The following is a 14,667-nucleotide window of genomic DNA, read 5'->3' on the forward strand; positions in this document are numbered from 1 at the left end:
GGATTACCCCGGCGCGGAGCCGGGTTGCCAAGGCCCGCGTGCCATGAAACTCTGACAGCAGGACAGTTTATGAGCAGCCAGATGATTTTGTATCCCGCGATCGACCTCAAGGATGGCAAGGCCGTCCGGCTGCTGCGCGGGGACATGGACAAGGCCACCGTGTTCAACGACGATCCCGCCGCACAGGCGCTGGAATTTGTCGCGGCGGGCTGTGAATGGCTGCATCTGGTCGACCTGAACGGCGCCTTCGCCGGCGAGCCCGTCAACGCGGCGGCGGTGGAGGCGATCCTGCGCACCACCAACACCCCAGCCCAGCTCGGCGGCGGCATCCGCGACATGGCCACCATCGAAGCATGGCTCGGCAAGGGGCTGGCCCGGGTGATCCTTGGCACGGTCGCGGTGGAAAACCCCGCGCTGGTGCGCGAGGCGGCGCGTGCCTTTCCAGGGCAGGTGGCGGTGGGCATCGACGCGCGCGATGGCCGCGTCGCGACCAAGGGCTGGGCCGAGGTGACCGATGTCGATGCGGTGGATCTGGCGCGGAGCTTCGAGGATGCCGGTGTGGCCGCCATCATCTATACCGACATCAACCGCGATGGCGCGATGATGGGTCCGAATGTGGACTATACCGCCGCCATGGCGCGCGCCGTGACCATTCCGGTGATCGCCTCGGGCGGGGTGTCGTCGCTGCGCGATCTCAAGGCGCTGCGCGACTGTGGCGCCGCACTGAACGGGGTGATCTCGGGGCGTGCGCTTTATGACGGCGCCATCGATCTCAAGGCGGCGCTGGAGCTGCTGCGCGACTGACCCCTGCGGCCGGGCCCGCGCCTCAGCGCAGCGGCCCGGTCTGCCACAGCCGCACCTTCAGGCTGCCATGGGCCACATGTGGTCCCGGCGGCTGGAAGGGCAGGCCGGTGGCCTTGGCCAGACCCTGTTCGCTGGTCACGATCCCCACGCGCCAGCCGCGGAACTTCTCGTGCAGCACCTGCCCCAGCGCGGCATGCAACCCGGCCAGCGGGCCCTTCTCGCCGATGCGCGCGCCATAGGGCGGGTTCACCATCACCAGCCCCGGCGGGCCCTCGGGCCGCTCCAGCGCGCTGACCGGCTGGCAGGCAAAACGGCACCAGTCCTGAACCCCGGCGCGCGCGGCATTGTCGCCCGCGCCGCGCACCGCGCCCTGATCGCGGTCAGAGCCGTGAAACACCACTCCCGGCACCTGCCGCGGCGCGGGGCGCCGCAGCCCGTCCAGCGCCGCCTCAGCCACCGCCAGCCGTTCCAGATCGAAACCGCGCCCGCGCCCGGGCTGCAGTCCCGCCGCGATCTCCGCCGCCTCGATCACGAAGGTGCCCGATCCGCACATGGGATCCAGCACCGGCCCGCTGCCGTCATAGCCGCAGGCGCGCAGGAACAGCGCGGCCAGCGTCTCGCGCATCGGCGCCTTGCCCACCGCCTGCTTGTGGCCGCGCCGGTGCAGCAGCTCGCCGGAGGTGTCGACCGAAAAGGTCACGACATTGTCGTCGATCCGCGCCAGAATCCGCACCCCGTCATCGGCCAGCGGCGCGCCCAGCTCTTCGGTGATCGCGCGTTCGATCCGCTCCTTGGCGGCCCCGGCGTGATAGATCTTCGACCGGCGCGAGGTCACCACCTCCACCCGCACCGGCATGTCGGGGCGCAGCACCTCGCCCCACGGGAACTTGCGCGCGCGCTTGTCGAGCTGCGCCAGATGCAGCGCCGGAAAGCCGCCGATCCGTGCCAGCACCCGCGCCGCGCCGCGCAGCTCCAGATTGGCGCGCGCCACCTCGCGCCAGCCGCCGCGCAGGCTCACGCCACCCGCCTGCGGGGTCACGCCGGCGAAGCCCAGCCCGCCCGCCTCTGCCGCCAGCAGCGGCTCCAGCCCCGGCGCGCAGGCCAGGAAAATCTCGAATTCAGGTTCCATCCCGCCGCTCTAGCGCCTTTCCGCCCCGACGGCGAGACTGTCGCTTCCAGCGGCTGAAAATATCCCGGGGGAGTCCGCGCCAGCGGACGGGGGCAGAGCCCCCTTTTTGATGGCGGCGGGCAGAGCCCCCCCCTGCGGCATCCGACAGGGGCAGGGCGCCAGGCCTCTTCCCCCCGCCGCCGATCCGCAGTATCAGGGCGGCATGCTGAAGACGCGCATCATTCCCTGTCTCGACGTGGCCGATGGGCGCGTGGTCAAGGGTGTCAATTTTGTCGGCCTGCGCGATGCGGGCGACCCGGTGGATGCCGCCCGCGCCTATGACGCGGCGGGCGCGGACGAGATCTGTTTTCTCGACATCCATGCCACCCATGAAAACCGTGGCACCATGTTCGACGTGGTGACGCGCACCGCCGAACAGTGCTTCATTCCGCTGACCGTGGGCGGGGGCGTGCGGACCGTGGCCGATGTGCGCGCGCTGCTGCTGGCAGGGGCGGACAAGGTCAGCTTCAACTCCGCCGCCGTCGCCAATCCCGATGTGGTGGCCGAGGCGGCGGATCACTTCGGCAGCCAGTGCATCGTCTGCGCCATCGACGCCAAGACCGTGGCCCCGGGCCGGTGGGAGATTTTCACCCATGGCGGGCGCCGGGCCACCGGCATCGATGCGGTGGAATTTGCGCAGACCATCGTTGCCAAGGGCGCGGGAGAGATCCTGCTGACCTCCATGGACCGCGACGGCACCAAGGCCGGGTTCAACCTGCCGCTGACCCGCGCCATCGCCGATGCGGTGGCGGTGCCGGTGATCGCCTCGGGCGGGGTGGGCACGCTGGACCATCTGGTGGAAGGTGTCGTCGAAGGCCATGCCTCGGCGGTGCTCGCCGCCTCGATCTTCCATTTCGGCACCTTCACCATCGCCGAGGCCAAGGCGCATATGGCGGCGGCGGGCCTGCAGATGAGGCTGACATGACGCTGGACGATCTGGAATCCATCGTGGCCGCCCGCGCCGAGGCCGATCCCGATGACAGCTGGACCGCCCGGCTGCTGGCCAAGGGCCCGGAAAAATGCGCCGAAAAATTCGGCGAGGAAGCCATCGAGGCGGTGATCGAGGCGGTGAAGGGTGACCGCGACCGGCTCGCTTCGGAAGCCGCCGACGTGCTGTTTCACCTGCTGGTGATGCTGAAATCGCGCGACGTGCCGCTGCAGGCGGTCATGGACGAACTGGCGCGGCGGCAGGCCCGGTCGGGGCTTGCGGAAAAGGCCTCGCGGCAGGGATAACTGGCGGTTTCGCGCAATCTGCGGAACAAAATTGGAACGTCTCTTTATCTCGGCGGCAGGGCGCGCTATCTTCCGGCCATGAGCACATTCGACGACATGGATGCCTTTGAGGGCGCATCGCTGTCGGCGCGGGCCATGGCGGCCCGCCCGGCCCCTTATCTTGACGGGCTGAACCCCGCGCAGCGCGAGGCGGTGGAGCGGCTGGATGGCCCGGTCCTGATGCTGGCCGGGGCGGGCACCGGCAAGACCCGGGCGCTGACCGCGCGCATCGCGCATCTGCTGACCACCGGCCGGGCCCGGCCCAATGAAATCCTTGCCGTGACCTTCACCAACAAGGCCGCGCGCGAGATGAAGGACCGCATCGGGCGCCTGCTCGGGCAGGCGGTGGAGGGCATGCCATGGCTCGGCACCTTCCATTCGATCTGCGTCAAGCTGCTGCGCCGCCATGCCGAACTGGTGGATCTGAAGTCGAACTTCACCATTCTGGACAGCGATGACCAGATCCGCCTGATGAAGCAGGTGATTGCCGCCAACAATATCGACGAGAAGCGCTGGCCCGCGCGGCAGCTGGCGGGGCTCATCGACGGCTGGAAAAACCGCGCGCTGCTGCCCGAAAAGGTGCCCGCCGCCGATGCCGCGGCCTTCAACAACCGTGGCACCGAGCTTTACGCGCAATACCAGACCCGGCTGCGCGAACTGAACGCCTGCGATTTCGGCGACCTGCTGCTGCATGTGGTGACGATCTTCCAGCGCCATCCGGACGTGCTGGCGCAGTATCAGCGCTGGTTCCGCTACATCCTTGTGGACGAGTATCAGGACACCAACGTCGCACAGTATCTGTGGCTGCGGCTGCTGGCGCAGGCGCATCGCAACATCTGCTGCGTGGGCGACGACGACCAGTCGATCTATGGCTGGCGCGGCGCCGAGGTGGGCAACATCCTGCGGTTCGAAAAGGATTTTCCCGGTGCCCATGTGGTGCGGCTGGAACAGAATTACCGCTCTACCCCGCATATCCTTGCCGCCGCCTCCGGGGTGATCCGCGGCAATGAAAGCCGCCTTGGCAAGGAATTGTGGACCGAGGCGCGCGAGGGCGAGAAGGTGCGCCTGATCGGCCACTGGGATGGCGAGGAGGAGGCGCGCTGGATCGGCGAGGAGATCGAGGCGCTGCAGGGCGGCACGCGCGGGCTTCACAAGGTCTCGCTCGACCAGATGGCGATTCTGGTGCGGGCGAGCCACCAGATGCGCGCCTTCGAGGACCGGTTCCTGACCATCGGTCTGCCCTACCGGGTGATCGGCGGGCCGCGCTTCTACGAGCGGATGGAGATTCGCGATGCCATGGCCTATTTCCGGCTGGTGGTGTCGCCCGAGGATGATCTGGCCTTCGAGCGGATCGTGAACACCCCCAAGCGCGGGCTGGGCGACAAGGCGCAGCAGCTGATCCAGAGCACGGCGCGGGAGTTTGGCGTGTCGCTGCTGGAGGGCGCGCGCATCGCGGTGGAAGAAGGCCGGATCAAGGGCAAGGGCGGCGGCCAGCTGGGCGCGCTGGTGCGCGATCTGGCGCGCTGGCGCGGCATGATGCCCGAGGGGCTGACCCCGGTGCAGGGAAGTGCTGTGCCGGATCTGATCGATGACGGCGCGGCGCGCGGCGGCGGCATCAGCCATATGCAGCTGGCCGAGATCGTGCTGGACGAATCGGGCTACACCGCCATGTGGCAGAACGACAAGACGCCGGAGGCGCCGGGGCGGCTCGAAAACCTCAAGGAACTGGTCAAGGCGCTGGAAAACTTCGAGAACCTGCAGGGGTTTCTGGAGCATGTGTCGCTGATCATGGACAACAGCACCGAAGAGGCGGGCGAGAAGGTGTCGATCATGACCCTGCACGCCGCCAAGGGGCTGGAATTTCCCGCCGTGTTCCTGCCGGGCTGGGAGGACGGGCTGTTTCCGTCGCAGCGCAGCATGGACGAGGCCGGGCTGAAGGGGCTCGAGGAAGAACGGCGGCTGGCCTATGTCGGCATCACCCGGGCCGAGGAGATCTGCACCATCTCCTTTGCCGCCAACCGCCGGGTGTTCGGACAGTGGCAGTCGGCGCTGCCGTCGCGCTTCATCGACGAACTGCCCGAGGCGCATGTCGAGGTGCTGACCCCGCCGGGGCTTTATGGCGGCGGCTATGGCGCGGCGGGCATGGGGCTGGGGCGCGGATCCGGGCTCGAGGATCGCGCGGCGGAGGCCAATGTCTACAATTCGCCGGGCTGGAAACGGCTGCAGGCGCGGGCGGCGGAACGTCCGGTCAGCCAGCCGCGCGAAAGCCGGACCACGGTGATCGACCTGCAGGCGGTGTCGGCCTTCGAGACCGGGCAGCGCGTGTTCCACCAGAAATTCGGCTATGGCGCCATCACCGCCATAGAAGGCGACAAGCTGGAGATCGCCTTTGAAAAGGCCGGGGTGAAGAAGGTCGTGGCGCGCTTCGTCACCTCGGCGGATGCGGCGGACGACGTGCCGTTCTGAGGCGCGGGCGGTGAGGGGGAGGGGGCGCTGCCCCCTCTGCGGCTTTGCCGCATTCACCCCCGGAGTTTAGGGGCAAGATGAAGGGCCGGCCTCAGTCGAGGGTGAGGATGGTCTGGCCCGTGGTCCGGCGCGATTCGAGCGCGCGATGCGCCTCGGCCACCTGATCGAGCGGGAAGCGCTGGTCGATGCGGATCTTCACCGCGCCCGAGGTCACCTTGTCAAACAGCATCGCCGCCATTTCCTGACAGGCCTGCGGGTCGGCGGTATGGGCAAAGAGCGTGGGGCGGGTGACCTTGAGCGAGCCTTTCTGCGCGAGCAGGCCGAGGTTGAACGCCTCCACCGGGCCGGAGGCATTGCCGAAGGAGATCATCATGCCCAGCGGTTTCAGGCAGTCGAGCGAGCCCAGAAAGGTGGATTTGCCGATGCTGTCCATGACCACGTCGACGCCGCGCCCGTCGGTCAGCTCGCGGGTGCGGGCGGTAAAATCCTCGGTCGTGTAGTTGATGCAGGCCTCGGCGCCATGGTCCAGCGCGAGCTGGCATTTTTCATCAGATCCGGCGGTGCCGATCAGCCGGATGCCTTCGGAGCGCGCCCACTGGCAGGCGATCAGCCCGACACCCCCCGCCGCCGCGTGGAAGAGCACCGTGTCGCCCGCCTTGAGCGGGGTGGTGCGGTGGAAAAGATACTGCACCGTCATGCCCTTGAGCATCATCGCGGCGCCTTCGTCGAAGGAGATGGCGTCGGGCAGTTTGCAGACCTGCGCTGCGGGCATCACCCGCGCCTCGGTATAGGCGCCGGGGGGATTGGCGGCATAGGCGACGCGGTCGCCGGGGGCGAGATGGGTCACGCCCTCTCCCACCGCTTCCACCACGCCCGCGGCCTCCATCCCCAGTGCATGGGGCAGGGTCATCGGATAGAGGCCGGTGCGCTGGTAGCAGTCGATGAAATTGAGCCCGCAGGCCTTGTGCCGGAGACGGATCTCCCCCGCGCCGGGCTCGCCCACGGGGCGATCGGTGAGGGTCAGGACTTCGGGGCCGCCATGGGTTTCGATCACGACGGTTCTGGCTGTGGGGGTCATTGCAGGCTCCGGGCTGGGGAAGGGAGAGAGAGGGGGTCAGGCGACGCGCAGGACGATCTTGCCGATATGGCTGGAGGATTCCATGCGGGCATGGGCGGCCGCGGCCTCTGCCAGCGGGAAATCACGGTCCATGACCGGGGCGACGCGGCCTGCGGCCAGAAGCGGCCAGACATGGGTTTTCAGCGCCTCGGCGATGCGGGCCTTGGCCAGATCGGATTGCGGGCGCAGGGTGGAGCCGGTGATGGTCAGGCGGCGCATCATCACATGGGCGAAGTTCAGCGCCACGGTGGGGCCCTGCAGGAAGGCGATCTGCACCAGCCGCCCCTCGTCGGCCAGCGCCTTGACGTTGCGCGGCAGGTAATCGCCCCCCACCATGTCGAGGATCTGGTTGGCGCCGCCTTCGTTGCGCAGCACCTCCACAAAATCCTCCTCGCGGTAATTGATCGCGCGTTCTGCGCCAAGTGCGAGGCAGGCTGCGCATTTCTCTGGCGACCCGGCGGTGGTGAAGACCCGCGCGCCGAAGGCCGATGCCAACTGGATCGCCGTGGTGCCGATGCCGCTGGAGCCGCCATGCACCAGAAAGCGTTCGCCCGCCTGCAGCGCGCCGCGCTGGAAGACATTGGTCCAGACGGTGAAGAAGGTTTCCGGCAGGCAGGCCGCCTCGCGCAGCGCCATGCCCTGCGGGATCGGCAGGCAATGGGCGGCGGCGGTCACCGCATATTCGGCATAGCCGCCGCCGGGCAGCAGCGCGCAGACCTGCGTGCCGGGCAGCGGCCAGTCGACGCCCGCGCCGGTGGCCACCACCTCGCCCGCGCCTTCAAGCCCGGGCAGATCCGAGGCGCCGGGGGGCGGGCTGTAATTGCCGCCGCGCTGCAGCACGTCGGGGCGGTTCACCCCGGCCCAGTGGAGACGAATCAGCACCTGACCATGGCCGGGCTCGGGGATGGGGCGGGTGACGGGCTTCAGCACCTCGGGGCCGCCGGGTTCGGTGATCTCGACGGCGCGCATGGTTCGGGTCATGGGATGTCCTGTTGGTTGTGCGTCTTGAGGGGATCAGCGCGGTGCGGTCCAGCCGCCCGGCACGCCGACCTGACGGGAGCTGCGCGGCGGGCGCACCCGGCCCAGCATCCGGTCGGGACCGGCCATCAGCCGGTTCAGCAGCGGGTTGGCGCGGGCCTTGGCCTTGACCTCTTCGATGCGCATGACATCGGCGATGCGGCGGTCCAGAAACTCCCACGTCGCCTGATGGTCGAGCGATTCGTCGCCCAGCCAGTAAAGCACCGTGGCGGAATAGACGGCGGCGAGCGTGGCGCGCTTCGTATACCAGTTGAAATCGCGGCTGTCGTCGCCCAGTTCGGACCAGATGCGGTCGGCGGTGCCCCAGATCAGCTTCGCGCCTTCGGGCGCATAGGGCGGCAGCGAAAACAGCGTGGTGCCGCGGCGCACCGCCTCGCGGTCCTCGGTCACCTCCAGCCGCGTGCGCACGGCGGTGGCGATGCGGTCGCGAAAGCGCATCTGGGTCAGATCCATGGCGCGCAGCCGGTCGGCCATGGCGGCATCGCCACGGCGGTGGAAGGCCACGGCCAGATCCAGCGCGCCGCGCGGGAACAGCCCGCGCGCCACGGCGGGATCGGTGCCGGTATCGGCGATGGCGGCGCGGAAGGTGGTTTCCGACCAGCCGTCAAAGGCGGTGTGCGGCAGCGCCGCGTCCAGCAGGCGGGTGGACAGGTCGTCACTCATGAGGCTCTCCTTCGGCATGGGGTCCTGAGGGGACAGAGAGGAGCCTAGACAATCCGGGCGCGCCTTGCTATAGGGCTGCTTCCTGCAAATCCTTGCAACTCAAACCTAGAAAGGTGGTGAAAACCACATGCAGGTCAGTGTTCGCGACAACAATGTCGATCAGGCGCTCCGCGCTCTGAAGAAGAAGCTGCAGCGCGAAGGCGTGTTCCGCGAAATGAAGCTTCGGCAGCATTTCGAAAAACCGTCCGAGAAGAAAGCCCGCGAGAAGGCCGAGGCCATCCGCCGCGCCCGCAAGCTGGCGCGCAAGAAGGCGCAACGCGAAGGTCTTCTCTGAGGATCTGGCGTATCGGTCGGGCAGCCGACCTTCCAACACGATAACACGACGACCCCCGGGGCTTCCGCCTTTCGGGGGTTTGTCATGTCCGGGGCAGGGGCCGGGCGGCCGGGCGCAGCAAAATGCCCCCGGACCGAAGGTCGCGGGGGCAGGATTTGAGGCATAGGGCAGGGACTGGGGTCAGCTTGGCCCGATCATGAAGCAGGGCACCTGACGCGCCTGCAGGCGGCGGCAGGCCAGATCGGCGGTGTCCCGCGTCAGCCCCATGAAATTCGCGTCAAAGCCGCGGCTGCCATTGACCACCTTGCGCAGCGATCCGTCCAGCGTGCTGGTTTCCATCAGCGCGGTCTTCAGCAGGATCCGCTCTGCCGCGTAACGGCTGGGATAGCGCCCGACATTGATGCCCCAGTGCCGTTCGCCGGAAGTGGAGACGCGGGTGACCACCTCCTGCGGCTGTTCCACGGCGGCCATCTGCACCGGGGCAGCGCTGGTTGCGGCACCGCCGGCGCTGGCCATCACCACCTCCTGCGGGCGCCGCACCGGCTTGACCGAGGCGTCAGGCGCGATGCCCTGCGCGGCAATGCCCGGATTCGCGGTCGCGACCGTGTCCTGAATGGCGGAGACCTGCACCGATTCCAGCACGGTGGCGATGTCGTTCTGCACCCCTGCCACCAAGGGCGCGACATCCTGCCCGGTCACGCCGCTGCGGGCCTTGGGACGCAGGCTGGACTGCACGGCGGCGGCGGCGACGCGGATGGATTTGCCGCGCGCATCCGCTGCGGGGCTTGCCGCATCGCTCATCAGGATTTCGGCGCCGGTATCGCCGCGGCCCATATAGGGCGGCTTGGCCGGGCGCCGCAGCGACACGCTGGTGGGCGCCTTCTTGAAGCCGAGGTTCAGCAGTTCCGCCGTCTTGGCGTTGCGCGCGGCGGTGGAGGTGCCGCCGAACACCGACGTGATGATGCGCTCCTGTCCGCGCTCCGCCGAGGAGACAAGGTTGAAGCCCGCGGCGCGGGTATAGCCGGTCTTGATCCCGTCGGCGCCCTGATAGGCGTCAAGGAAGCGGCGGTTGGTGTTGTTCACCTGCGCCATGCCCGCATCGGTCGAGCGGCGGGAGAAGATGTTGTAGTATTGCGGGTAGTCATAGATCATGTGGCGCCCGAGGATCGCCATGTCGCGCGCGGTGGACAGGTGCCCGTCCTGCGTGAGACCGTTCATGTTCTTGAAGGTGGTGCGGGACATCCCCATCGCTTTTGCCGTGCGGTTCATCCGGCGGGCAAAGGCGTCTTCGGAGCCCGAGATGGCCTCGCCGATGGCGGTGGCGGCATCATTGGCGGATTTGACCGCCGCTGCCCGCACCAGATAGCGCAGCGCGATCTTCTGGCCGGAGCGCAGCCCCAGCTTCGATGGCGGCTCCGCCGAGGCGTTGCGGGAGATGCTGACCATGGTGTCCATGCTGATCTCGCCGTGCTCCACCGCCTCGAAGGCGATGTAAAGCGTCATCATCTTGGTCAGCGAGGCGGGGTGCAGACGGGTGTCCGCGTTCTCCTCGAACAGCACTTCGCCCGATCTTGCGTCCATCACCAGAGCCGCATAGGGCGCTGCAAGGGCGCTGACCGGAAGCATCAGAGCCAACCAGATCATAGTGAAAATACGCAGGCCTGCTCGGCCCGGTCGCGTGGTGCGCGGTCCCGTCACGATGTTTGCCTTCTCTGCCTCTCGCCCCCGGTTTTCCGGTCGGCTATTTTTTTTCTGATTTGACTCGAAAGTAGCATGGAGGGCGCCTGAAATAAACCCTGCAATGCCTTGATTTGCGGCGGGTTTCCGCCCCTGCGCAAGGGGCATATTTAGGGCAACACGAATTCGTGTCCCCTATAGAAGCGATTAAGGCAGCAATGCGGCGAAAGCTTAGTCCAGCGTCGCCACCAGTGCGGCCAGACCGCCCAGATCCGGCAGTTCGCGGAAGCGCGGATGGTCGGGCACGCTGTCGTGTTCAAGCCCCCAGACCAGATCATGCGGCACATGCACGCCCCATGCCCCCGCAACGATGGCCGGGTTCACGTCGGATTTCAGCGAATTGCCCACCATTACCGCCGCTTCCGGCCCGCCGGGCAGGGCGCCAAAGATCCGCGCATAGGTGTCGGGGCGCTTGTCGGACACGATTTCCACCCCGTCAAACAGCTCGCCCAGCCCGGACTGCGCCAGTTTCCGCTCCTGATGCAGCAGATCGCCCTTGGTGATCACCAGCAGGTGATGCTGGCCGCTCAGCGCCTCTACCGCGTCGCGGGCATGGGGCAGAAGTTCGATCGGATGGGCCAGCATGTCCTGCCCGGCGGCAAGGATCTGCCCGATGACATGGCCGGGCACGCGGCCTTCGGTCACCTCGATCGCGGTTTCGATCATCGACAGCACGAAGCCTTTGACGCCAAAGCCATAGGCGCCGATGTTGCGCCGCTCTGCCTCCAGCAGGCGGGCATCCAGATCGGCGCGTTCGGCGTGATCGGCCAGAAGCTCGGCGAATCGCTGCTGCGTCAGATGGAAGAAGCGCTCGTTGTGCCAGAGCGTGTCATCCGCATCGAAACCTATTGTTTGCACTTTCCGGGTCATATCTGGATCACTTCCTGACGCAGCCCTTTCCTCGCGGGCCGCTCCGATTTATATACGTCCTTCAAAGCCGGAACAGCAAAACGCAAGCGTCCCCGAACATGATCCGAGACACGACGGAACAGAAGGTCCGACTGATGACCGGTACACGCCCCTCCCGCGATGGTGAGGGCGAGGCGAGTGTCGTTGTCCAGACCAAGCCGAAGACCAAGCGCCCGCCGCTTTACAAGGTGCTGCTGCTAAATGACGATTACACGCCCATGGAGTTTGTGGTGCATGTGCTGGAACGGTTCTTTGGCATGTCGCATGCCCAAGCGTTCGAGATCATGCTGACCGTCCACAAGAAGGGCGTTGCCGTGGTCGGTGTCTTCAGCCATGAGATCGCGGAAACCAAGGTGGGGCAGGTGATGGACTTCGCGCGCCGTCACCAGCACCCGCTGCAATGCACCATGGAAAAGGAGTGATCCGCCCCGCTCGGGCGGTCCTGGCATGACTTCAGACCGATTGACCTTTGCGCTTGAGGCGGGGCTTGACCTGCCGCAAGAAGGCCCTGTGCTGGTGCTGGGAGCGCCGGGGGATGCGGTGCTTGATGCGCTGCCGCAGGACCGCTGCACGCTGGTGCAGCCCAGTTTCCCCGATCATGCTGCCTTGGCCCGCCATGGCTGGGACATGGCGCAGGCGCCGGAGGGCCCCTTTGCCGCAGCGCTGGTGTTCGTGCCCCGCGCCCGCGAATTGGCCGAGGCGCGCATCGCGCAGGCCTGCGCCGCCGCAAAGGGCGGGCTGGTGATCGTGGACGGGCAGAAGACCGATGGCGTCGAAAGCCTGCTGCGCGCCGTGCGCGACCGGGTGCCGCTGCTGGGGCAGGTGTCCAAGGCGCATGGTCGGGTGTTCTGGTTCGCCGCCACCGATGCCTTTGCCGACTGGGCGCGTGGCCCCGTGCAGCTTGCCAATGGCATGTGGACCGCGCCGGGCAGCTTTTCCGCCGATGGCGAGGATCCGGGCACCACGCTGCTGCTGGCGGCGCTGCCCGCCAAGCTGGGGGCGACCGTGGCCGATCTGGGCGCGGGCTGGGGGGCGCTGGCCGCCGGGGTGATCCCGCGCGAAACCATCGGCGCGCTGCATCTGGTCGAGGCGGATCAGGCCGCGCTGGACTGCGCGCGGCGCAACATTCCCGATCCCCGGGTGCAGTTCCACTGGGCCGATGCCACGACATGGACACCGCCCGCGCTGCTGGATGCGGTGGTGATGAACCCGCCCTTTCACACCGGGCGCGCCGCCGATCCGGGGCTGGGACAGGCCTTCATCGCGGCGGCGGCACGAGTGCTGAAACCCTCGGGGCAGCTTTGGCTGGTGGCGAACCGCCATCTGCCCTATGAATCGACGCTGGCCGAGCGGTTCCGCACGGTCGAGGAAGTTGCGGGCGACACCCGCTTCAAGATCCTCCACGCGACGCGGCCCGCACGCTGACCGCCCATCATACGGGAGTCTCCCATGAGCTTTTCCATCGAAGGCAAGACCGCCATCGTGACCGGCGCCGCCAATGGGGTGGGGCTGGCCATCGCCCGGCATTTTGCCGCGAAGGGTGCCAATGTCATGTTCGCGGACATGGACGAAACCCGGCTGGCCAAGGAATGCGGCAACCGGGACGAAGACAGCACCATGCGCTATTTCGCGGGCGACCTGCGCGAAAAGCTGACGCTGGCCAACCTGCTCTCCGCCACGCTCGATTCCTTTGACCGGGTCGACATTCTGGTGAACGGCGCGCGGCAGATCCTGCCCACGCAGGCGCTGGAGGCCGAGGATGACACGGTCGACACGCTGCTGGGCCAGAATTTCATGCCCGCGCTGCGGCTGAGCCAGATCGTGGCGCGGCGGATGATCAAGCAGGCCGAAGGGCAGCAGGACCGGCAGGCGGGTGCGATCGTCAACATCTCCTCCATCGCGGCGCGGCGCACCAATCCCCGGCTGCTGGCCTATTCGATCAGCTGCGCGGCGCTGGACCAGCTGACCCGGTCGCTGGCGGTGACGCTGGCGCCGCACCGCATCCGGGTCAATTCCGTGGCCTTCGGCTCGGTCATGTCGGCCAGCCTGAAAGCCATCCTCAAGGATCAGCCCGAATACCGTGCCGAGATCGAGGCGCATACCCCCGCAGGCCGCATTGCCGCCCCGGGCGAGGTCTGCGAGGCGGTGCAGTTTCTGGCCTCCGAAGCTTCGGGCTTCATGACCGGGCAGATCATGACCGTGGATGGCGGGCGCACGCTCGTCGATCCGGTGGCCGCCCCCGCGCATTGAGCAGGACCAGACCCCGATGACCGACGCCTTTGCAGAGCGCAAGACCCGCGCCGCCCTGTGGTTCCGCAGCCTGCGCGACCAGATCGTGACCGCGTTCGAGGGGCTGGAGGACAGCCATGCAAGCGGCCCCTTCGCCGAGGCCCCGGCGGGCCGGTTCGAGGTGACCGAAACCCGGCGCGCCAGCGAGGACGGGTCGGATGCGGGCGGCGGGCTGATGAGCGTGCTGCGCGGCGGTCGGGTGTTCGAGAAGGTGGGGGTCAATGTCTCCACCGTGCATGGCGTGCTGGGGGAGGCCGCGCAGAAAGCCATGGCGGCGCGCGGCGTGCCGGGGATCGAGGCGGATCCGCGGTTCTGGGCCAGCGGCATCAGCCTTGTCGCGCATATGCAGAACCCGCATTGCCCCGCCGTGCACATGAACACGCGGATGTTCTGGACGCCGGGCGCGTGGTGGTTCGGCGGCGGGTCGGATCTCAACCCCTGTCTGGACTATGCCGAGGACACCGCGCACTTCCACGCGACCCAGAAGGCGCATCTGGATCCGCACGGGCCCACGCTTTACCCCGAACTGAAGGCCTGGGCGGACGAATATTTCTACATCCCGCATCGCAAGCGGGCGCGCGGCGTCGGCGGCATTTTTATGGATGACCGCAATACCGGCGACTGGGAGGCGGATTTTGCCCTGACGCAGGACATTGGCCGCGCCTTTCTGCCCGCCTACCTGCCGCTGGTGGAGGCGCGCCGGCTGCAGCCCTTTACCGAAGCTGACAAGGACGCGCAGCTGATCCATCGCGGGCTTTATGCGGAATACAACCTTGTCTACGACCGGGGCACCAAGTTCGGCCTTGCCACCGGGCATGATGCCAATGCCGTGCTGATGAGCCTGCCGCCCTTGGCCAAATGGGCCTGACG

General features: G+C 67.6%; 15 protein-coding genes. 9 read left to right on the plus strand and 6 right to left on the minus strand.

The window, feature by feature from the left end:
• Positions 1 to 81: 81 nt before the first annotated feature.
• Positions 82 to 804, plus strand: a complete 723-nt coding sequence (hisA, locus tag BLR51_RS16430) for a 1-(5-phosphoribosyl)-5-[(5-phosphoribosylamino)methylideneamino]imidazole-4-carboxamide isomerase (RefSeq protein ID WP_089849092.1) — start codon at positions 82 to 84, stop codon at positions 802 to 804.
• A gap of 22 nt (positions 805 to 826) precedes the next feature.
• Here the strand turns inward: hisA and BLR51_RS16435 are convergent, their stop codons facing one another.
• Positions 827 to 1,933, minus strand: a complete 1,107-nt coding sequence (locus BLR51_RS16435) for a THUMP domain-containing class I SAM-dependent RNA methyltransferase (RefSeq protein ID WP_089848989.1) — start codon at positions 1,931 to 1,933, stop codon at positions 827 to 829.
• 202 nt (positions 1,934 to 2,135) lie between these two features.
• Here BLR51_RS16435 and hisF point away from each other — a divergent pair, with 202 nt between their 5' ends.
• The 3 genes from hisF (at position 2,136) to BLR51_RS16450 (ending at position 5,710) form a co-directional block, all read left to right on the plus strand.
• Positions 2,136 to 2,897, plus strand: coding sequence for an imidazole glycerol phosphate synthase subunit HisF (hisF, locus tag BLR51_RS16440; protein ID WP_089848991.1), 762 nt, complete (start codon positions 2,136 to 2,138; stop codon positions 2,895 to 2,897).
• Positions 2,894 to 3,205 (plus strand): phosphoribosyl-ATP diphosphatase, encoded by a 312-nt coding sequence (locus tag BLR51_RS16445; RefSeq protein ID WP_089848993.1) that lies wholly within the window; start codon positions 2,894 to 2,896, stop codon positions 3,203 to 3,205. The genes hisF and BLR51_RS16445 overlap by 4 nt, the downstream gene beginning before the upstream one ends.
• A gap of 78 nt (positions 3,206 to 3,283) precedes the next feature.
• A complete protein-coding gene (locus BLR51_RS16450) occupies positions 3,284 to 5,710 on the plus strand; it encodes an ATP-dependent helicase (RefSeq protein WP_089848995.1) in 2,427 nt (808 codons plus the stop codon).
• Positions 5,711 to 5,801: 91 nt separating this feature from the next.
• Here the strand turns inward: BLR51_RS16450 and BLR51_RS16455 are convergent, their stop codons facing one another.
• From BLR51_RS16455 to BLR51_RS16465, 3 genes are read right to left on the minus strand one after another with little or no spacing between them, the layout of a single operon-like run.
• Positions 5,802 to 6,788 (minus strand): quinone oxidoreductase family protein, encoded by a 987-nt coding sequence (locus BLR51_RS16455; RefSeq protein WP_089848997.1) that lies wholly within the window; start codon positions 6,786 to 6,788, stop codon positions 5,802 to 5,804.
• Positions 6,789 to 6,824: 36 nt separating this feature from the next.
• Positions 6,825 to 7,808 carry an NAD(P)H-quinone oxidoreductase gene (locus BLR51_RS16460; protein WP_089848999.1) on the minus strand — a complete coding sequence of 328 codons (984 nt, stop codon included), beginning with the start codon at positions 7,806 to 7,808 and terminating at the stop codon, positions 6,825 to 6,827.
• 33 nt (positions 7,809 to 7,841) lie between these two features.
• The gene (locus BLR51_RS16465; protein WP_089849001.1) at positions 7,842 to 8,528 is read right to left on the minus strand and encodes a COQ9 family protein; all 687 of its coding nucleotides are present in this window, start codon (positions 8,526 to 8,528) and stop codon (positions 7,842 to 7,844) included.
• 127 nt (positions 8,529 to 8,655) lie between these two features.
• Here BLR51_RS16465 and rpsU point away from each other — a divergent pair, with 127 nt between their 5' ends.
• Positions 8,656 to 8,862: a 30S ribosomal protein S21 gene (gene rpsU, locus BLR51_RS16470; RefSeq protein ID WP_007818122.1), complete on the plus strand. Its 207-nt coding sequence runs from the start codon at positions 8,656 to 8,658 to the stop codon at positions 8,860 to 8,862.
• Positions 8,863 to 9,042: 180 nt separating this feature from the next.
• Here rpsU and BLR51_RS16475 read toward each other — a convergent pair whose 3' ends face one another.
• Positions 9,043 to 10,506 carry a D-alanyl-D-alanine carboxypeptidase family protein gene (locus BLR51_RS16475; protein WP_089849003.1) on the minus strand — a complete coding sequence of 488 codons (1,464 nt, stop codon included), beginning with the start codon at positions 10,504 to 10,506 and terminating at the stop codon, positions 9,043 to 9,045.
• A gap of 264 nt (positions 10,507 to 10,770) precedes the next feature.
• Entirely contained in the window at positions 10,771 to 11,469 is a 699-nt protein-coding gene (locus tag BLR51_RS16480) for an HAD family hydrolase (RefSeq protein ID WP_089849004.1), read from the minus strand.
• A 134-nt stretch (positions 11,470 to 11,603) separates the two neighbouring features.
• Here BLR51_RS16480 and clpS point away from each other — a divergent pair, with 134 nt between their 5' ends.
• Genes clpS through hemF form a run of 4 tightly spaced genes read left to right on the plus strand, consistent with a single transcriptional unit; the run spans position 11,604 to position 14,665 of the window.
• The gene (gene clpS / locus BLR51_RS16485; RefSeq protein WP_110506212.1) at positions 11,604 to 11,930 is read left to right on the plus strand and encodes an ATP-dependent Clp protease adapter ClpS; all 327 of its coding nucleotides are present in this window, start codon (positions 11,604 to 11,606) and stop codon (positions 11,928 to 11,930) included.
• Positions 11,931 to 11,955: 25 nt separating this feature from the next.
• Positions 11,956 to 12,933: a class I SAM-dependent methyltransferase gene (locus BLR51_RS16490; protein ID WP_089849008.1), complete on the plus strand. Its 978-nt coding sequence runs from the start codon at positions 11,956 to 11,958 to the stop codon at positions 12,931 to 12,933.
• 24 nt (positions 12,934 to 12,957) lie between these two features.
• Positions 12,958 to 13,758 (plus strand): SDR family NAD(P)-dependent oxidoreductase, encoded by an 801-nt coding sequence (locus tag BLR51_RS16495; protein ID WP_089849010.1) that lies wholly within the window; start codon positions 12,958 to 12,960, stop codon positions 13,756 to 13,758.
• 16 nt (positions 13,759 to 13,774) lie between these two features.
• Positions 13,775 to 14,665: an oxygen-dependent coproporphyrinogen oxidase gene (gene hemF, locus BLR51_RS16500; RefSeq protein WP_089849094.1), complete on the plus strand. Its 891-nt coding sequence runs from the start codon at positions 13,775 to 13,777 to the stop codon at positions 14,663 to 14,665.
• Positions 14,666 to 14,667: the final 2 nt, after the last annotated feature.

This window comes from Salipiger marinus, from assembly GCF_900100085.1.
Lineage (GTDB): Bacteria > Pseudomonadota > Alphaproteobacteria > Rhodobacterales > Rhodobacteraceae > Salipiger > Salipiger marinus.

Bases quoted from the DNA above. Each gene is read 5' to 3' on its own strand.
- BLR51_RS16475 (WP_089849003.1), bottom strand. From the start codon at position 10,506: ATGATCTGGTTGGCTCTGATGCTTCCGGTCAGCGCCCTTGCAGCGCCC.
- hisA (WP_089849092.1), top strand. From the start codon at position 82: ATGATTTTGTATCCCGCGATCGACCTCAAGGATGGCAAGGCCGTCCGG.
- clpS (WP_110506212.1), top strand. From the start codon at position 11,604: ATGACCGGTACACGCCCCTCCCGCGATGGTGAGGGCGAGGCGAGTGTC.
- BLR51_RS16450 (WP_089848995.1), top strand. From the start codon at position 3,284: ATGAGCACATTCGACGACATGGATGCCTTTGAGGGCGCATCGCTGTCG.
- BLR51_RS16490 (WP_089849008.1), top strand. From the start codon at position 11,956: ATGACTTCAGACCGATTGACCTTTGCGCTTGAGGCGGGGCTTGACCTG.
- BLR51_RS16480 (WP_089849004.1), bottom strand. From the start codon at position 11,469: ATGACCCGGAAAGTGCAAACAATAGGTTTCGATGCGGATGACACGCTC.
- BLR51_RS16465 (WP_089849001.1), bottom strand. From the start codon at position 8,528: ATGAGTGACGACCTGTCCACCCGCCTGCTGGACGCGGCGCTGCCGCAC.
- BLR51_RS16455 (WP_089848997.1), bottom strand. From the start codon at position 6,788: ATGACCCCCACAGCCAGAACCGTCGTGATCGAAACCCATGGCGGCCCC.
- hisF (WP_089848991.1), top strand. From the start codon at position 2,136: ATGCTGAAGACGCGCATCATTCCCTGTCTCGACGTGGCCGATGGGCGC.
- rpsU (WP_007818122.1), top strand. From the start codon at position 8,656: ATGCAGGTCAGTGTTCGCGACAACAATGTCGATCAGGCGCTCCGCGCT.
- BLR51_RS16495 (WP_089849010.1), top strand. From the start codon at position 12,958: ATGAGCTTTTCCATCGAAGGCAAGACCGCCATCGTGACCGGCGCCGCC.
- BLR51_RS16435 (WP_089848989.1), bottom strand. From the start codon at position 1,933: ATGGAACCTGAATTCGAGATTTTCCTGGCCTGCGCGCCGGGGCTGGAG.
- BLR51_RS16460 (WP_089848999.1), bottom strand. From the start codon at position 7,808: ATGACCCGAACCATGCGCGCCGTCGAGATCACCGAACCCGGCGGCCCC.
- hemF (WP_089849094.1), top strand. From the start codon at position 13,775: ATGACCGACGCCTTTGCAGAGCGCAAGACCCGCGCCGCCCTGTGGTTC.
- BLR51_RS16445 (WP_089848993.1), top strand. From the start codon at position 2,894: ATGACGCTGGACGATCTGGAATCCATCGTGGCCGCCCGCGCCGAGGCC.